The sequence below is a fragment of the Propionivibrio pelophilus DSM 12018 genome (assembly GCF_059569095.1).
The window spans coordinates 1-16,418 of record NZ_JCANUT010000073.1 but is presented as its reverse complement, the minus strand read 5'-3'; the positions used below and the strand labels follow the sequence as shown (position 1 = coordinate 16,418).

Below are 16,418 nucleotides of genomic sequence, written 5' to 3'. Positions count from 1 at the left end.
GCTTCGTTCCACACACAGGTCGGATATACGGTCGCAGTCGCACCCATTTGCCCTATCTCAACTCGCTCTTGCAAAACGGGAGGAGTCCATATACGGGATCCAGAGGTGCACCACTGGATTCCGGGTCAAGCCCGGAATGACGGATTCGGAAACGCCCATTTCAACAAGAAAGCCCATCATGTCTTACACGAACTTCGATTACCGCCTCGAAAACCACATCGCCCGCATCACGATCAACCGTCCCAAGGCCTATAACGCGCTGGATCTGGAGTGCGTGAAAGAACTCTGCGACATCGTCAACCGTTGCGGCTCGGACCGCACGGTGCGCGCCGTCGTTCTGACCGGGAGCGGCAGCAAGGCCTTCTGCGCCGGTGGCGATGTGGCCTCGTTCGCCAAAGACCCGGAGACCGTCGACCTGCTGCTCAAGGAAGTCACCGGCTACATGCACATGGCCATCGCACGGCTGACGGCAATGGACGCGCCGGTGATCGCGGCGGTCAATGGCGTGACCGCCGGTGCCGGCCTGGGCTTGGTCGCCGCGTGTGATCTGGCGATCGCCGCGGACAATGCCACCTTCGCCAGCGCTTACACGCTGATCGGCCTGACGCCGGACGGCAGCGCCAGCTACCTGCTGCCGCGGCTGGTCGGCTACCGCCGGGCGATGGAACTGTTCATCACCAACCGGACGATTTCCGCGCAGGAGGCGCTCGACTGGGGGCTGGTCAATCGCGTCGTGCCGCAGGCCGAGTTGATGACCGAGGTCGACGCGCTGGCCGCGAAACTCGCCGCCGGGCCGACACGGGCGTTCGGCGGGGTGAAGAAGCTGATGGCCCTGGCGATGAACGACTCGCTGGTCTCGCAGATGGAACGCGAGTCGCGTCAGATCGCGGAACTGAGTCGGACGCCGGACGGTCTGGAAGGCGTACGGGCCTTCGTCGAGAAGCGCCGTCCCGGGTTCTCGGGCTGAAAACCGTCGGGTGACGGCGAGCAAGTCGGGGGCGAATCAGGCCGTCAGAGGCACGGGTGACAGACGCTTTCCCGCCGACTCCCCGGACTCGGCTTCATCCCTTGAGCAGATCCACCGGACCGACCACGTTGACGCCTTGTCGCATCAGCTCCGCTACGGCACGATCGGGTTCGGTGAAACGGATGATGACAACCGCGCGCCGGCCAACGGCCGTGCTGAAGGCGTACATGTATTCGATGTTGAGGAGGGCCGCGTCGGCCTTGGCGAGGATGTCAGCAAGTCCGCCGGCCTCGTCGTTCACCTCGACGGCAACCACTTCGGTCAGCTTGGCGATGTAACCGGCTTCTTCGAGCGCGGCCTTGCCGGCAGCGGGATCGGCAACGATCAGTCGCAGGATGCCGAATTCAGCCGTGTCGGCGAGAGAGAGCGTGCTGATGTTGACGCCCTTCTTGGCGAGTGCGACGCAGGCCGCGTGCAGGCGACCGGGACGATTTTCGATGAAGCTGGAGATCTGGGTGACTTTCATGACTCACCTCCGCAGTAATTGATGATCGGCGCGGGCGCTCAGTCCTTGCGCTCGTCCCACACGCGACGGGCCTTGCCCTCGCTGCGGGGAATGCTGTGCGGCTCGACGAGGCGCACTTTGGCACGGATTCCGGTGACGCGCTCGATTGAGTGCGACAGGCGCTGGTGCAGGGACTCCATCGCGCTGACCTGGTCGCTGAACACCTCGGCGCCAACCTCCACGTCGATGCCCATCTGGTCGAGGCCGTGCTCGCGCGTCAATACGATCCGGTAATGCGGCAGGACACCTTCCACAGCGAGGAGCGCCGTTTCGACCTGCGACGGGAAGACGTTGACACCGCGGATGATGAACATGTCGTCGCTGCGGCGACCGACGCGTGCGATTCGGCGCACGGTGCGGCCGCATGGGCACGGCTCGGTGATGATTCGCGTGATGTCCCGCGTGCGGTAGCGGATCATCGGCATCGCGCGCTTGGATAATGTGGTAAGGACCAGCTCGCCTTCCTCGCCATCGGGCAGAACGCGGCAGGTTTCGGGGTCGATGATCTCGGGATAGAAATGATCCTCGAAAATGTGCAGCCCGGCCTGCGCCGAGCATTCGCTGCCGACGCCCGGGCCGATGATTTCCGACAGGCCGTAGATGTCGTACGCCTTGATGCCGCTGTCCTTCTCGATGCGAAGACGCATGCCGTCCGACCACGGCTCGGCGCCGAAGACGCCGACGCGCAACGGCAGTTCGCGCAGATCGATGCACAGCTCTCCGGCGCGCTCGATAATATGCAGGAAGTAGCTGGGCGTACAGCAGATGCCCGTGACGCCGAAGTCACGCATCAGCATGATCTGCCGATCGGTGTTGCCACCCGACGTGGGTACCACCGTGGCGCCGATGGCTTCCAGCCCGTAATGGGCGCCGAGTCCGCCGGTGAACAGCCCGTAGCCGTAGGCGTTCTGTACGATGTCGCCGCGATGAACGCCCGCCGCCGAAAAGGTGCGCAGCATCACCGACGACCAGACCTGCAGGTCTTCCTGCGTGTAGGCCACGACGATCGGCTTGCCGGTGGTGCCGCTGGAGGCGTGGAGGCGGACGATCTCGGACATCGGGCTGGCGAAAAGGCCAAACGGGTAGTTGTCGCGCAAGTCCGTCTTGATCGAGAACGGCAATTTGGCGATGTCGGCGAGGGTTTCGATCGAATCGGGGGTGATGCGGCGCTCGGCCATGCGCTCGCGGAACGGTACGACATGGGCGTAGGCGCGCCCGACCACGGCCTTCAGCCGGCGAAGCTGCAATTCCCGCAGTTGCGCCGCCGGTAGATAGTCCGGCGCGCTGACCGGATGAAAGCCGAGACCTACATCGTTCCAGTTTTCCCGCATCATGAAGCTCTCCCTTTACTTTATTTGTTGGGCGCCGGGCGTTGCGTATCGATGCGTCCCTACGCGTGCACAGCGGCGCTTCGCCCCTGCTGGAATGCCTCCAGATTGAGGCGATGGTGTTTTTCGGCGAAGCTGGCGCGTATCGCCTCTTCCCACACGTCGACGGGAATGTCGAGCGCCGTGCTCAACACACCGAGCAGCGCGACGTTGATCGACTTCGCCTGTAGCTTGCCGGGCACCTTCGCTAGCGACTCGGGCGAAATCAACATGCCCGTGCTCTTCAGCACGTGCCGGTTGACCTCGATCTGGTCTGGCGCGACGACGATCAGGAAATCGGCCTGGCCGTACGGGATCATCGGGCTCTGCACTTTCGAACCGAAACGGACGTCGCTGGCGACCGATCCGCCGCGCTGGCTCATGCCGTGAATCTCGCTCTTCTTCACGTCAAGACCACAGCGAAAGGCCGCGTCGGCCAACACGTCGGAGGCCTTGACCACCCCCTGGCCACCCAATCCTGCAACCACCACATTCGTCGTCATTGCTCTGTCCTCACTCACAGGCTGCCGCGCAGGCACTCTGCTTCTCGCCGATGGCACGCTCGTACTGGCGGATCTTCGGGGCCGCGAGAATGCACGGTCGCCGAGCGACGATCACCGCCAATCGGCCGCTGTCGAGGGCGCCACGGATCATGTTGTCCAGCGATACCGCCTCGTTCATCGGGTCGGTCGTGACCACGTAATCGATGCCCATGGCGCGAATCACGTCCTCGAACACGATCCGTCCCGTCGCCTGATGCCCGAGATCCCGTCCGGTGCCCGGATGCTCCTGCTGGCCGGTCATCGCCGTCGTGCCGTTGTCGAGGATGATCAGCACATGCCCGCCGGGTGGCGGGTTATAGACCATTTCGGCGAGGCCGGTAAAACCGCTGTGCACGAAGGTGGAATCGCCGATCACACTGACTACTCGACGCGCCTGTTCGGGCGGCAGGACATGGCGCAACCCCAGACCGACGCCGATGCTCGCGCCCATGCACACCAGGGTGTCCATTGCCGTGAAGGGCGGCAGCACGCCGAGCGAATAGCAGCCGATATCGCCGGAAACGATGCAGTCGAGCCGCTTCAATGCCTCGAACACGGGGCGGTGCGAGCAGCCGTCACACAGCGCGGGCGGTTTGCCCGGCGCCACCTTCGGTTCGGGTAAATCGTTGTGCTCCAGGATGCGCCGCACGCGGTCGGAATTGAGTTCGCCGAAGCGGAAACGCTCGGGCTTGCCTTCCACCGCCAGCCCTTCGGCGCGCAATTCGGTGACGAGGATCGGATCGCCTTCCTCGATGACGACGCACCGCTCGACCGACGCGACGAAATCGCGGATCGCCTGCATCGGCAGCGGATAAGAGAGACCTAGTTGCAGGATGCTGGCGTCCGGCGCGACTTCGCGGGCGTGGGTTACCGTAACGCCCGAGGCGATGATTCCGAGCGACGGACTACGATGTTCGACGACGGTCTGAGCGCAGGTCTCGGCAAAGGCGGCTGCGCGCCGCAGCTTGTCGCGCAGCCGGTGGTGCGCGGGACGGGCATAGGCCGGGATCATCACCCGCGAGGGGATGTCGTGCTCGAAGCGCGGATCGCCGGGCGGTTGGGGCAGGGCGGTCTGCGCCACGATGCTCTTCGAGTGGCAGACGCGGGTGGTCATGCGCAGCATCACCGGCAGCTGGAATTGCTCGGACAGGGCGAAGGCCGCGCCGGTGAAATCGTATGACTGCTGCGAGTCCGCCGGTTCGAGCATGATCACGCCGGCGGCACGCGCGTACTGGCGGTTGTCCTGCTCGTTCTGGCTCGACGCCATGCCGGGATCGTCGGCGGAAATGAGTACCAGGCCCCCGGTCACGCCGGTGTAGGCCGCGGTGAACAGCACGTCGGCCGCCACGTTGACGCCGACGTGTTTCATCGTCACCAGGGCGCGGGCGTTGCCGAAGGCCGCACCGAGACCGACCTCGAGGGCGACCTTCTCGTTCGGCGCCCATTGCGCCTTGCCGCCCAGCACGGCGAAAGCCTCGAGGATTTCTGTGGAGGGCGTTCCAGGGTAGCCGGTGCCGAGGCGACACCCGGCATTCAGTGCGGCGAGGGCAACGGCTTCGTTGCCGGAGAGGAGCATGCGTTCAGCGATCTTGGGGGCCATGACGAAATGGACGGTTCGGGAGAAGGGGGCGGTTGCGGCAAAGAGGGTAGAGTATCCTTGCCTTGTCCAGCGTGGTCAATGCGGTCTTTCCGATAACCCGATGTTACTGGCGGCCTCGAAGTTGCTATCGCACCCGCTGTCGTAGCCTTCATCCGGAATCGTTTCGGCCCATTGCAGCGAAGACTCATGTATACACTGGCAACCTTCGAGGAATCCACCCTGTCCATGCCGCATCGTTTCAGCTGCCCCCGCAACCTCGCTCCGACCGATCCCGCCGCCTGCCCCGCATGAACGACGTAATTGTCACCCCGCCGGCTTATCTCGCCCGTCTCAACGACGTCCAGCGCGAGGCGGCGACCCACGGTATTGGCCCGGGAGGTGTCAGCGACCCCCTGCTGATCATTGCCGGCGCCGGCACGGGCAAGACGGCCACCCTCGCGCATCGGGTCGCGCATCTGCTCGCACACGGGGCCGATCCGGATCGGTTGCTGCTGCTCACCTTCTCGCGCCGCGCCGCTGATGAGATGACCCGGCGTGTGCAGCGCATCGCGGCCCAAGTCTCCCCCCGTCACGCCACGCTGGTCAGCGAGGGGTTCGCCTGGGCGGGGACTTTCCACAGTGTCGGCGCACGCCTCCTGCGCGAATACGCCGGCCGGATCGGCCTCGACCCCGCGTTCACCATCCACGACCGGGAAGACTCGGCCGACCTGATGAATCTCGTGCGCCACGAACTCGGTCTCTCGACTCAGGGAAAGCGTTTCCCTTTGAAAGGCACGTGCCTGGCGATCTACTCCAGCGCGGTCAATACGCAAAGCGACCTCGGCGAGGTGCTGCAATCCACCTACCCCTGGTGCAGCGAATGGGAGGCAGAACTCAAAACCCTGTTCCTCGGCTACGTCGAAGCCAAACAGGCCCAGCAGGTGCTCGACTACGACGACCTGCTGCTCTACTGGGCGCAAATGGCCTGTGACCCGGACATCGCCGCCGAACTCGGACGCCGCTTCCCCCATGTCCTCGTCGACGAATACCAGGATACCAATCACTTACAGGCGTCCCTTCTTCTGGCGATGAAGCCGGACGGGCGCGGGCTGACCGTCGTCGGGGACGATGCCCAGTCGATCTACCGTTTCCGTGGCGCCACGGTACGCAACATCCTCGATTACCCCCGGCATTTCGATCCGCCGGCTCGGGTCATCACCCTCGACCGTAACTACCGTTCAACCCAGCCGATCCTCGCCGCCGCCAACGCCGTCATCGCCGACGCCAAGGAGCGCTTTACCAAGGACCTGTGGTGCGAACGCACCTCGGCTCGCCGGCCGCAACTCATCAGCGTGCGCGACGAAGTCGATCAGGCCACCTACGTTGCCGAACAAACGCTCGCGCGCCGCGAACGCGGCACGGCACTGAAAGCGCAGGCCGTCCTCTTCCGCTCCGCCTCCCACAGTGTTCGCCTCGAAATCGAACTGACCCGGCGCAACATCCCATTCGTCAAATTCGGTGGCCTCAAGTTTCTCGAAGCGCGCCACGTCAAGGATGTCCTCGCGCTGCTGCGCTGGGCGCAGAACCTGCGCGACCGCGTCGCCGGGTTCCGGGCACTCCAGTTACTCCCCGGCATCGGCCCGAAGACCGCCAGCCGCTTGCTCGACAACCTCCAGGCGGCGCCGCCGGGCACCACGCTCCTGGCCGAGCAGCCGGTGCCGGACGCGGCCCGGCCGGACTGGCAGGAACTCGTCGCGGCCCTCGAAGGTGCCGGGCGCCCCACGCCCAGCGCTTGGCCTCTGCCGCTGGAACAGCTCGCCCGCTGGTACGACGCCCGGATGGACGGCCTCTTCGAGGACTCTGACGTACGTCGGGCCGATATCCAGCAACTGGTGCGCATCGCCGCCACCTACGCCAACCAGGAGCGTTTCCTCACCGAACTGACCCTCGATCCGCCGGACGCCACCAGCGACGAAGCCGGCGTGCCCTTGCGCGACGAGGACTACCTGATCCTGTCGACCATTCATTCCGCCAAGGGCAAGGAATGGAGCGCCGTCTCGCTCCTCAACGCCGTCGACGGCTGTCTGCCGTCCGATCTGGCCACCGGCAGCGAAGAGGAAATCGAGGAAGAACGCCGCTTGCTCTACGTTGCCCTGACCCGGGCCAAGGACGAACTCGACGTGCTCGTGCCACAACGTTTCTACACCACCGGCCCGACTGGCGGCGGCGACCGCCACGTCTATGCCGGCCGGACACGCTTTATCCCGACGCGGCTGCTGCACTACTTCGAGGAGCGCACCTGGCCGACACCCGAGGTGCCCGGCTTCGACGAATGGCAGTCGCGGAATCCCGCCACGGCAGGGCCGCGCATCGACCTCGCGGCCCGCATGCGAGCGATGTGGAAATGAGCCTAAAACCGTCGGTTGACGGTGAACAAAACCGAGTCGAATCAGGCATGCTGCCGTTTCCAGGGTGATATTCTAGGGCCTGTAACGGCTCAAGTTGTTCAACATGAAAGGACATGCCATGGAAAACGTCATCGTCATCGGCGCCAGCGCCAACGAAGAGCGGTATTCGAACAAGGCCATGAAGATGCTGGCCGACTACGGGCACAACCCGATTCCGGTCGCCCCGGCGGTCGAGACGATTCTCGACCGGAAGGTGTACGCCAAGGCCACGGACACCCCCGGGAAGATCGACACCGTCACCATGTACGTCGGTCCGGCGCGACAGTCGGAGATCATCGAGCAGATCCTCGCCATCAAGCCGCGCCGGGTGATCTTCAACCCCGGCACGGAAAACCCCGACGCCTACGACCGGCTCAAGGCGGCGAATATCGACGTGGTCGAAGGCTGCACGCTGGTGCTGCTGCGTACCGGGCAGTATTGAGCTTTCGATACGAAGCAGTCGGGGCCGTGCCGGCGGGTTATCCGGCGGCGCCCGCCCGGTTCATTCGCCTGCCCAGCTTGCGCCCGAGGCGGTTAACCCACAGCGAGGCGAGAATCACGGCGCCGCCGAGCGCCAGCTTCTGCAGGTTGGCGTCGTGATTCCAGATCAGCAGGTTGACGATCAATCCGGCAGGAACATGCAGTTCGTTCATGATCGCCAGCGTGCCGGCGTCGACCAGCGTGCTGCCCTTGACCCACCAGTACATGCCCAGCGCGGTGGCGAACAGCCCCATCCACATCAGCACGCCCCATTGCGCGGTCGTTTGCGGCAGCTTGGCCAGATCGCCAAAGAGCAGGAACGAGGGCAGTGCCAGCACCAGCGCGCCTAGGAAAAAATGGCCGAAGAAGTTGTGCAGCGGCACGTCGGTCGGGTACTTGGCGAGCAGCTGACGGCACAGCACCTGACCCGCGGCGAAGGTGGCGTTGGCTACCTGCAGCAACAGGAAACCGATCAGGTATTCCCCCTCGATCTTGTGGAAACGGATGATGATCCCGCCCGTCACCGCCACCCCCGCGGCGACCAGCGCCCACGGGTTGAAACGCTTCGCCAGGCTGTCGTCGAGCAGGGTGACGTAGATCGGCGTGAGCACGGTGAACAGCAACACCTCGGGTACGGTCAGCACCGTGAAGCTGCGATACAGGCACAGGTAGGTCACCCCGAACTGCAGCGCCCCCGCCAGCCAGAACCCGCCAAGCAGCCGCCAGGGCAGGTTGCGCCAGCGGGTGAAGGGGATGAATACCAGCGCGGCGATGGCCACGCGCATCAGCACGGCGAAGTCGCTGTCGACCTTGCCGGCGAGATAGTGGCCGATCAGGCTGAACGAAAAGGCCCAGATGACGGTAACGAGGATGAGGTAGGGCATGGGCGGACAAAAGGTGGTGACGGAATGCGGGTAATGATAACGCTTCGCTATGACGTGGCGGGGTCTCTTGAGGGGAAAGGTGGAAAGGTTTATTCCCGGCTGAATCAGGCCAATCCCCGGCAGGGGCTTGAACAATCGCTTGCCCTCGGGCAACAATTGCCCAAAAACTCATTCCAATGAAAGTTTATCGTTGCCGCCCATGAATCTGTTCACCTTCATTGAAGCTGTCGGCGTCTTTGCCTTCGCCTTGTCGGGGCTTGTCGAGGCGCGACAGCGTGACATGGATCTCGTTGGCTTGTTCGTCGTCGCGCTGGTGGCGGCATTTGGCGGCGGGACATTGCGCGACCTGTTGCTCAATCGCTCACCGTTGTTCTGGATCGAGCACGACGGTTACGCCGTGGCGATCCTGGGCATGTCGACGATTTTCGCACTTTCGCCCGTGCTGGCGCGCTTGCCGACGAGTGTGTTGCTGGTCGCGGATGCGCTTGGCCTCGGCCTGTTCAGCGTGGCCGGCGCTGGCTATGCGTTGGAAGCCGGCTGTTCCCTATTCATTGCCGCACTCATGGGGGCGATTACCGGCACCTTCGGTGGCGTCATCCGTGACGTTCTGTGCAACGAACTGCCCTCGTTGTTCCAGCAGACACCGCTCTATGCGACCTGCGCATTTCTCGGGTGCTACTTCTATTTCCTGCTCTCCGGACTTTCACTTCCCAGTGAGGTGACCGCGTGGACAGCGATTTTTTGCATCACCGCTTTTCGCCTGGCGGCGGTGCGCTGGCACTGGGTGCTGCCGGTTTCCCGGCATTAGTTATCTCCGTCGCAAGGCCACGTGACAGCGGATCATCGCGTGTGTGCGGCAACGCAGGTCATCGCCGTCGGACGCGGCCAGCCAGTTGTTGAACAGGCCGGTGGTGAAGGACAGGGTGTCGTAGGCGAGTGCTTCCGGATCGAGGCTGGGGCGCAGTTTTCCGAGTTTCGCCGCATTTGCATAGACAGTCTTCAACTTGGTGAGGAAGTCGAGGCACGGCTTGTTCAGTTCTTCGAGCACGCCGGCGAATTCATCGACGTACTCGCAGCGCAGCGACATGATTTCGAACGTCTGGCGAACCAGCGGGTTGCTTTCCACGGCGCCGATGAATTCGAACAGCGAGCGTTCGAGGGCGTCCAGCGGGTCGGGGATGTCGGGCGAAATCAGGGTGGCGCGGACTTCGTCCAGTTCACGAGTCGATTCGTCGCGCATGGCGAAGAACAGCGCGGCCTTGTTTGCGAAATGCCAGTAGACGGCGCCGCGGCTGACGCCAGCGACGTGCGCCACCTTTTCCATCGTCGTCCGGCTGACGCCGCATTCGTGGAAGACGCAGCGGGCGGCATCGATGATCTGGCGGCGGGTCTGCTCCGCCTCGGCTTTGGTTTTTCTGGCCATGAATCCTGTTTCGGAAGGGAAATTGTGCGCGTCGGGGCGCTTTGCATCTAAATCATACAGTCGTGATTGTATGTATAATAGCCGGCTATTCAAGTCCGGAGTCTTTCCCATGGCGTTCGTTCAATTCTCAGCGGCCCGGGTCGGGTTGCCGTTTGCATTTTCCGTTGCTTCTCTGGCCATGATCTTTCTGGCCTCGGGCTGTTCCAAGGAAACCTCCGCGCCGCAGGCGACTACGCCGCCACCGGTGCCGGTGACCGTCGTCGAGATGCAGCCGCAGAATCTGCCGACGACGATCGAGTTGATGGCGCAAACGGAAGGGGCCAAGGAAACCGAGGTGCGGGCGCGAGTCGGCGGCATTCTGCTGAAGCGGATGTATGAAGAGGGAGCCTCGGTGAAAGCCGGGCAGCCGCTGTTCCAGATCGACCCGGCGCCCTATGAACTGGTTCTCGCCGAGGCCAAGGCCAAGGCTGAGCAGACAGCGCGGGAGGAAGGCCGGCTGAAGGGGTTGCTGTCGCGGCAGGCGATCAGCCAGAAGGAATACGACGATGCCAATTCCGCCAACGCCATGGCGCAGGCCGCGTTGCGCCAGGCGCAACTGAATCTCTCCTGGACGACGGTGACGGCGCCGGTCTCCGGGACTTCCGGGCGGGCGATCAAGTCCGAAGGCAGCCTGATCGGCACGGCGGATGCGACGCCGATCACCTCGATTTATCAAACGAACCCGATGTGGGTCCGCTTCGGCCTCGCGGAGTCAGACACCGCGAGCCTGCCCGGCGGGCAACTGAAGGCCGGGATGGTCGGACGGGTCGATCTGATCCTTCCGGACGGCAGCGTTTACGGTAAGCCCGGCAAGATCAACTTCATGGCTTCGACGGTCGATACGACCCTTGGTACTCAGCAGCTACGTGCCGAGTTCGACAATAAGGACGGTCGTCTGCTGCCCGGGCAATTCGTCCGCGTGCGCCTGCAGGTCGGCGAGCGGGCAGGCGTCTTTCTTGTGCCGCAGGCGGCGGTGATGCAGACCGAGCAGGCTCGGCTGGTGATGGTCGCCGGGCCGGACAACAAGGTCGTTGCGCGCCCGGTACAGACCGCCGAGTGGCAGGGCAAGGATTGGGTGATCACGAAGGGGCTGCAGGCCGGCGACAAGGTGATCGTCGATAACCTGATGAAGCTGCGTCCCGGCGCCTCGGTGGCGCCGAGCGCGCCACAGGCGGCGGCGCAACAGCCTGCACAAGCGAAGCAATAAGGTCGCGCCAGAAAGGAACGGGCCCCGCCATGTCACGCTTTTTCATCAGCCGACCGATCTTTTCGTCGGTCATTTCGATCATCATCGTCATCGCCGGGATCATGGCCGCGCGGGTACTGCCGGTTGCGCAGTATCCCGAGATCACGCCGCCGACGGTGGTGATTTCCGCCTCCTACCCCGGCGCCTCCGCCGAAACGCTGGCCCGCACCGTGGCCGGGCCGATCGAGGAGCAGCTCTCCGGCGTCGAGAACCTGCTGTACTTCAACTCGACGGCCGCGTCCAACGGCAGCCTGTCGATCACCGCGTCGTTCGAGGTCGGAACCGACGTCGACATGGCGACGGTGAACGTCAATAACCGGGTGAAGATCGCCGAGCCGCGCCTGCCCGATGTCGTGCGCCAGTACGGGGTGACGGTGGCCAAGCGCTCCAACGACATCCTGATGGTCGCCACGCTGATCTCGCCGGATAACAGCCTCTCGCCGCTGTACCTGTCGAATTACGCGCTGGTCAATGTGCTGGACGACCTGAAGCGGATTCCCGGCGTCGGCGACGCGCAGATCTTCGGTGCGCTCGACTACTCGATGCGTATCTGGCTCAAGCCCGACAAGATGGCGCAGCTCGGCGTGACCACCACGGAGATTTCCGCCGCCGTCGCGGCGCAAAACAAGCAGAACGCCGCCGGCAAGATCGGCCAGGAGCCAGCGCCTGCCGGTCAGCAGCTGGTCTACACGGTGACCGCGAAAGGGCGACTGACTACCCCGGAAGAGTTTGGCAACATCGTCATCCGTGCCGGCGGGCCGAAAGGCGTGCTCAAGCTCAAGGACGTGGCGCGAATCGAACTCGGCGCGCAGAACTACGACGCCAGCACCGCGCTACTCGGCAAGCCGGTGGTCGGCGTCGGCATCTTCATGCAGTCCGGCGCCAACGCGCTGGAGGTCGCCGAACTGGTGCGTCAGCGGATGGAAGAGCTCAAGCAGAAATTCCCGGCCGGGATGGACTACGTGGTGCCGTTCGACACGACCAAGTTCGTGCAGGCGTCGATCACCGAGGTGATCCATACGCTGATCGAGGCGCTGGTGATGGTCGCCATCGTCGTCTTCGTCTTCCTGCAGAACTGGCGGGCGACGCTGATCCCGATGGTCGCCGTGCCGGTCTCGCTGATCGGCACCTTTGCCGGCCTGTGGGTGTTCGGCTTCTCGATCAACACGCTGACCCTGTTCGCCATGGTGCTGGCCATCGGCATCGTGGTTGACGACGCGATCGTGGTGCTGGAGAACGTCGAGCGCCTGATGTGGGAGGAGAGGATGCCGCCAAGGGCGGCGGCGATCGAGGCCATGCGCGAGGTGTCGAGCGCGGTGGTCGCCATCGTCCTGGTGCTCTGCGCGGTGTTTATCCCGGTCGCCTTCCTCGGCGGGATCGCCGGCAAGCTCTACCAGCAGTTCGCCGTTACGGTGGCGATCTCGGTGACACTCTCGGGGGTCGTCGCGCTGACGCTGACGCCTGCCTTGTGCGCCCTGCTGCTGCAGGAAAAGCACGAAGAGTCAAAGCTTTTCAAACCGTTTAACCGTTTCTTTGACGGGTTGACCAAGGCGTATACGGCGACGGTGAAGAAAACCCTCTACCACCGGATCATCGGCACCATCGCCTGCCTGATCATCGTCGGCGGCAGCGTCTTCATGTTCCGTGCCGTTCCCGGCGGCTTTGTGCCGGCAGAGGACCAGGGCTACCTGATCAGCGCGCTGATGTTGCCCGACGGTGCGAGCCTGCAGCGCACGGAAGCCACCGGCGACCAGTTCCAGAAGATGATCAAGCAGGACCCGGGGGTGGATCGGGTTTTCGTGATTGCCGGTAACGACATCATCGGCGGCGGCGCCAAACCGAATGCTGGTACGGTGTTCATCCCGCTGATGGACTGGGAAGAACGCAGCACCGGTGCGGACGACCTCGCCAAGAAATTCTCCGGCATGGGCATGGGCTTGCGCGACGGTCTCGGGCTGGTGTTCAACCCGCCGGCGATTCGCGGTCTCGGTGCCGCGGGCGGTTTCGAGGCGTACATCCAGGCGCGCGGTGACAGCAGCCCGCAGAAGCTCTCGGGAGTGGTGCAGCAATTCGTCGAGGCGCTGAAGAAGCGGTCCGAACTGACCGGGATCAACACTTTCTTCAGGCCGAGTTCGCCGCAGCTGTATGTCGAGGTCAACGAGGCCAAGGCTCTTTCGCTGGGGATCGCTGTGTCCGACGTCTATCAGACGCTGCAGGCGACCATGGGCTCGCTCTACGTGAACGATTTCAACCTCAGCGGCCGGACCTATCGCGTGCAGATGCAGGCCGATGCGCAGTATCGCTCGCGCCCCGATGACCTCGGCAAGATGTACGTGCGCGCTTCGAGCGGGGCGATGGTCCCGGTGTCCGCATTGATCAAGGTGAAGACGATCGTCGGGCCGGAGCAGTTGGAGCGCTTCAACGGCTTCCTCGCGGCCAAGGTCATGGGCAATTCGGTGGCCCAGGTGAGTACCGGCGACGCCATCAAGATCGTCGAGACAGTGGCCAAGGAAACCCTGCCGGAAGGTTACGACCTAGCCTGGACTGGGCAGGCCTTCCAGGAAAAGCGCGCGGGGACGACCTCGGCGGTCGCCTTCGGCTTCGGCATCCTGATGGTCTTCCTGATCCTCGCCGCGCAGTACGAGAAGTGGTCGCTGCCGCTGGCGGTGATCATGGCGGTGCCATTCGCGCTGTTTGGTGCACTGGCGGCGGTGATGGTGCGCGGCATGCCGAACGACATCTACTTCCAGATCGGCCTGGTGGTGCTGATCGGCCTGGCGGCGAAGAACGCCATCCTGATCGTCGAGTTCGCCGCGCAGAAGCGGGCGGAGGGGATGCACGTGCGGGAGGCTGCCTTGGAAGGCGCGCGCCTGCGCTTCCGGCCGATCGTGATGACCTCGTTCGCCTTCATTCTCGGCGTCGTGCCGCTGGTCAAGGCCACCGGCGCCGGTGCCGCAGCGCGCAAGTCGATGGGTACCGGCGTGTTTGGCGGGATGCTGGCAGCAACCCTGATCGCCACGATCTTCATCCCGATGTTCTTCAGCTGGCTGTCCGGTCGCCGACGTCACGATGCGGATCCGGCCGGCATCCACCACCACGCCGACGAGGAGAAAAAGGCATGATGCGCGCGTTCGATATTTCCCGCCGCTGCGTCCCCGTTGCCGCGCTGGCCGTATTGCTGGCAGGCTGTACCGTTGGCCCTGATTATCTGCGGCCCGCTGCTGCGCTGCCAGATGCATTCACGGTGACCGCACCGGAACAGGTCAAGCAACCGGAAGCGCCGATCAAGAAGGATTGGTGGACGCTGTTCCAGGATGCCACGCTGAACGATCTGGTGACACAGGCACTGGCGCACAACCAGGATCTCCTCGCGGCAGTGGCCCGCGTGGAAGAGGCTGAAGGACTGGCGCGCGAGGCCGATGCGACGTTCTTTCCGCAAGTCGATCTGAGCGCAGGTGCTTCGCGCACACAGGTCAGCCGCGTCACGGCGATCCCCTTGTCGTCTACAACGCCGCGTCTGCGTAATTCGCGCACGGCCGGACTGAAGACGAATTTCGAGATCGACGTGTGGGGCAAGCTCCGTCGGGCCAACGAAGCCGCGCGGGCGCAAGTCCTGGCCAGCCGCTACGCGCGGGATACGGTCGAGCTGTCCGTCGCGGGGCTGGTGACCAGCGGTTATCTTTCGCTGCGCGCCGCCGACGCCAGCCTGGCGCTGACGCAGAGCACGCTGGAGCTTCGCGCGAAAAGCCTTGGCATCGTGAAAAGCCGTCTCGAGGCGGGCGCTGCATCCCCCATTGAACTGCATCAGGCCGAAGGCAGCCACGCCGCTGCCGAAGCGCAACTGGCCAGTCTGCGCAAGAGCCGGGCGTTGGCCCAGAACCAGTTGGCGTTGCTGACAGGGAAACCTGATCTGCGTGTCGCGCAAGGTGATTTGCGGCAATTGCCGCTCCCGCCGGTTCCCCCCGCCGGTCTGCCGTCAGCGCTGCTGGAAGGACGGCCGGATGTCCGGCAGGCGGAAGAAACACTGATCTCGGCCAATGCGCAGATCGGTGTGGCCAAGGCGGCGCTGTTTCCCAGTCTGTCGTTGACCGGCAGCCTGGGCAGTGAAAGCGCCGCACTGTCGGATCTGTTCAGCGGCGCCGCCGGCACCTGGTCGCTCGGCCTGGCGGCAGCGATGCCGATCTTCGACGCGGGACGCAATGCGGCGCGCATCGATCAGGTGAGTGCGGCCCAGAAGCAGGCGGTGGCGAGTTACCAGAAGGCCGTGCAGACCGCGTTCAGGGAGGTCAACGACGCACTGGTCGGGTTGCGCGAGAACGCCGAGAGTGAAAAGGCGCAGGACAAGCAGGTTCTCGCGGCGAAACAGACGCTTGAATTGGCCCAGATCCGTTATCAGGCCGGGTATTCGGGTTTTCTCGATGTCCTCGATGCGCAGCGCAGCGCCAACGATACGCTGCTGGCCTCCGTCTCTACCCGTCAGGCCCGTCTGAACTCCGTGGTTGACCTGTTCAAGGCGCTGGGTGGCGGCTGGCAAGACCAGTACCTGGCCGAATCGGACGAAAATACAGGGCAGAAACGCTATTGATCAGGCCCGAATAAGTTTTTACGCGGCATAGCGAACCTGTTTGTCCTGAAAGAAGGCCTTGATGCGTTCAGGCGAACGCTCAAGTTCGGTCATGTGCTGGGTCGCGGCGGAGCGGAGTTTGGCTTTGGTACGGGCTGGGACTTTTGACCCCATCGCCTGTTTGAGATCGGCATTCAATCGTTCCTCGGGGTTTAATTCCGGGCTGTAGCTCGGCAGGTAAAACAGTTCGATCTGCTCGGCGTGTTCGGTCACCCATTTTTTCACCGGCTTGCTGTGATGGACACGCAAGTTGTC

14 protein-coding genes are annotated in these 16,418 nt (G+C 63.9%); 7 read left to right on the top strand and 7 right to left on the bottom strand.

The window, feature by feature from the left end; translation table 11 throughout:
* Positions 1 to 178: 178 nt before the first annotated feature.
* Entirely contained in the window at positions 179 to 967 is a 789-nt protein-coding gene (locus tag BO74_RS19165; RefSeq protein ID WP_496444713.1) for an enoyl-CoA hydratase/isomerase family protein, read from the top strand.
* A 94-nt stretch (positions 968 to 1,061) separates the two neighbouring features.
* Here BO74_RS19165 and BO74_RS19160 read toward each other — a convergent pair whose 3' ends face one another.
* Genes BO74_RS19160 through BO74_RS19145 form a run of 4 tightly spaced genes read right to left on the bottom strand, consistent with a single transcriptional unit; the run spans position 1,062 to position 5,041 of the window.
* Positions 1,062 to 1,493 (bottom strand): ACT domain-containing protein, encoded by a 432-nt coding sequence (locus tag BO74_RS19160; protein ID WP_496444711.1) that lies wholly within the window; start codon positions 1,491 to 1,493, stop codon positions 1,062 to 1,064.
* A gap of 38 nt (positions 1,494 to 1,531) precedes the next feature.
* On the bottom strand, positions 1,532 to 2,866 hold the full coding sequence (locus BO74_RS19155) for a phenylacetate--CoA ligase family protein (RefSeq protein ID WP_496444709.1): 1,335 nt from the start codon (positions 2,864 to 2,866) through the stop codon (positions 1,532 to 1,534).
* A 56-nt stretch (positions 2,867 to 2,922) separates the two neighbouring features.
* The gene (locus BO74_RS19150; protein ID WP_496444707.1) at positions 2,923 to 3,402 is read right to left on the bottom strand and encodes a 2-oxoacid:acceptor oxidoreductase family protein; all 480 of its coding nucleotides are present in this window, start codon (positions 3,400 to 3,402) and stop codon (positions 2,923 to 2,925) included.
* 10 nt (positions 3,403 to 3,412) lie between these two features.
* Positions 3,413 to 5,041 (bottom strand): thiamine pyrophosphate-dependent enzyme, encoded by a 1,629-nt coding sequence (locus tag BO74_RS19145; RefSeq protein ID WP_496444705.1) that lies wholly within the window; start codon positions 5,039 to 5,041, stop codon positions 3,413 to 3,415.
* A 287-nt stretch (positions 5,042 to 5,328) separates the two neighbouring features.
* Here BO74_RS19145 and BO74_RS19140 point away from each other — a divergent pair, with 287 nt between their 5' ends.
* On the top strand, positions 5,329 to 7,428 hold the full coding sequence (locus BO74_RS19140) for an ATP-dependent helicase (RefSeq protein WP_496444703.1): 2,100 nt from the start codon (positions 5,329 to 5,331) through the stop codon (positions 7,426 to 7,428).
* 118 nt (positions 7,429 to 7,546) lie between these two features.
* Complete coding sequence (locus tag BO74_RS19135) at positions 7,547 to 7,909, top strand: CoA-binding protein (RefSeq protein WP_496444701.1); 363 nt, start codon at positions 7,547 to 7,549, stop codon at positions 7,907 to 7,909.
* Between the two features lie 37 nt (positions 7,910 to 7,946).
* Here BO74_RS19135 and BO74_RS19130 read toward each other — a convergent pair whose 3' ends face one another.
* Positions 7,947 to 8,831 (bottom strand): DMT family transporter, encoded by an 885-nt coding sequence (locus tag BO74_RS19130; protein ID WP_496444699.1) that lies wholly within the window; start codon positions 8,829 to 8,831, stop codon positions 7,947 to 7,949.
* A gap of 199 nt (positions 8,832 to 9,030) precedes the next feature.
* Between BO74_RS19130 and BO74_RS19125 the strand changes: the two genes are divergently transcribed.
* The gene (locus tag BO74_RS19125; protein WP_496444697.1) at positions 9,031 to 9,639 is read left to right on the top strand and encodes a trimeric intracellular cation channel family protein; all 609 of its coding nucleotides are present in this window, start codon (positions 9,031 to 9,033) and stop codon (positions 9,637 to 9,639) included.
* Here BO74_RS19125 and BO74_RS19120 read toward each other — a convergent pair whose 3' ends face one another.
* Positions 9,640 to 10,254, bottom strand: coding sequence for a TetR family transcriptional regulator (locus tag BO74_RS19120; RefSeq protein ID WP_496444695.1), 615 nt, complete (start codon positions 10,252 to 10,254; stop codon positions 9,640 to 9,642).
* Between the two features lie 109 nt (positions 10,255 to 10,363).
* Between BO74_RS19120 and BO74_RS19115 the strand changes: the two genes are divergently transcribed.
* From BO74_RS19115 to BO74_RS19105, 3 genes are read left to right on the top strand one after another with little or no spacing between them, the layout of a single operon-like run.
* Entirely contained in the window at positions 10,364 to 11,500 is a 1,137-nt protein-coding gene (locus tag BO74_RS19115; RefSeq protein ID WP_496444693.1) for an efflux RND transporter periplasmic adaptor subunit, read from the top strand.
* Positions 11,501 to 11,529: 29 nt separating this feature from the next.
* Positions 11,530 to 14,661, top strand: a complete 3,132-nt coding sequence (locus BO74_RS19110; protein ID WP_496444691.1) for an efflux RND transporter permease subunit — start codon at positions 11,530 to 11,532, stop codon at positions 14,659 to 14,661.
* Entirely contained in the window at positions 14,658 to 16,124 is a 1,467-nt protein-coding gene (locus BO74_RS19105; protein ID WP_496444689.1) for an efflux transporter outer membrane subunit, read from the top strand. The genes BO74_RS19110 and BO74_RS19105 overlap by 4 nt, the downstream gene beginning before the upstream one ends.
* Positions 16,125 to 16,142: 18 nt before the next feature.
* Here BO74_RS19105 and BO74_RS19100 read toward each other — a convergent pair.
* Positions 16,143 to 16,418 (bottom strand): transposase (locus tag BO74_RS19100; protein WP_496444687.1); only part of this gene is annotated, 276 nt, incomplete at its 5' end.

Bases quoted from the DNA above. Each gene is read 5' to 3' on its own strand.
- BO74_RS19165 (WP_496444713.1), top strand. From the start codon at position 179: ATGTCTTACACGAACTTCGATTACCGCCTCGAAAACCACATCGCCCGC.
- BO74_RS19160 (WP_496444711.1), bottom strand. From the start codon at position 1,493: ATGAAAGTCACCCAGATCTCCAGCTTCATCGAAAATCGTCCCGGTCGC.
- BO74_RS19155 (WP_496444709.1), bottom strand. From the start codon at position 2,866: ATGATGCGGGAAAACTGGAACGATGTAGGTCTCGGCTTTCATCCGGTC.
- BO74_RS19150 (WP_496444707.1), bottom strand. From the start codon at position 3,402: ATGACGACGAATGTGGTGGTTGCAGGATTGGGTGGCCAGGGGGTGGTC.
- BO74_RS19145 (WP_496444705.1), bottom strand. From the start codon at position 5,041: ATGGCCCCCAAGATCGCTGAACGCATGCTCCTCTCCGGCAACGAAGCC.
- BO74_RS19140 (WP_496444703.1), top strand. From the start codon at position 5,329: ATGAACGACGTAATTGTCACCCCGCCGGCTTATCTCGCCCGTCTCAAC.
- BO74_RS19135 (WP_496444701.1), top strand. From the start codon at position 7,547: ATGGAAAACGTCATCGTCATCGGCGCCAGCGCCAACGAAGAGCGGTAT.
- BO74_RS19130 (WP_496444699.1), bottom strand. From the start codon at position 8,831: ATGCCCTACCTCATCCTCGTTACCGTCATCTGGGCCTTTTCGTTCAGC.
- BO74_RS19125 (WP_496444697.1), top strand. From the start codon at position 9,031: ATGAATCTGTTCACCTTCATTGAAGCTGTCGGCGTCTTTGCCTTCGCC.
- BO74_RS19120 (WP_496444695.1), bottom strand. From the start codon at position 10,254: ATGGCCAGAAAAACCAAAGCCGAGGCGGAGCAGACCCGCCGCCAGATC.
- BO74_RS19115 (WP_496444693.1), top strand. From the start codon at position 10,364: ATGGCGTTCGTTCAATTCTCAGCGGCCCGGGTCGGGTTGCCGTTTGCA.
- BO74_RS19110 (WP_496444691.1), top strand. From the start codon at position 11,530: ATGTCACGCTTTTTCATCAGCCGACCGATCTTTTCGTCGGTCATTTCG.
- BO74_RS19105 (WP_496444689.1), top strand. From the start codon at position 14,658: ATGATGCGCGCGTTCGATATTTCCCGCCGCTGCGTCCCCGTTGCCGCG.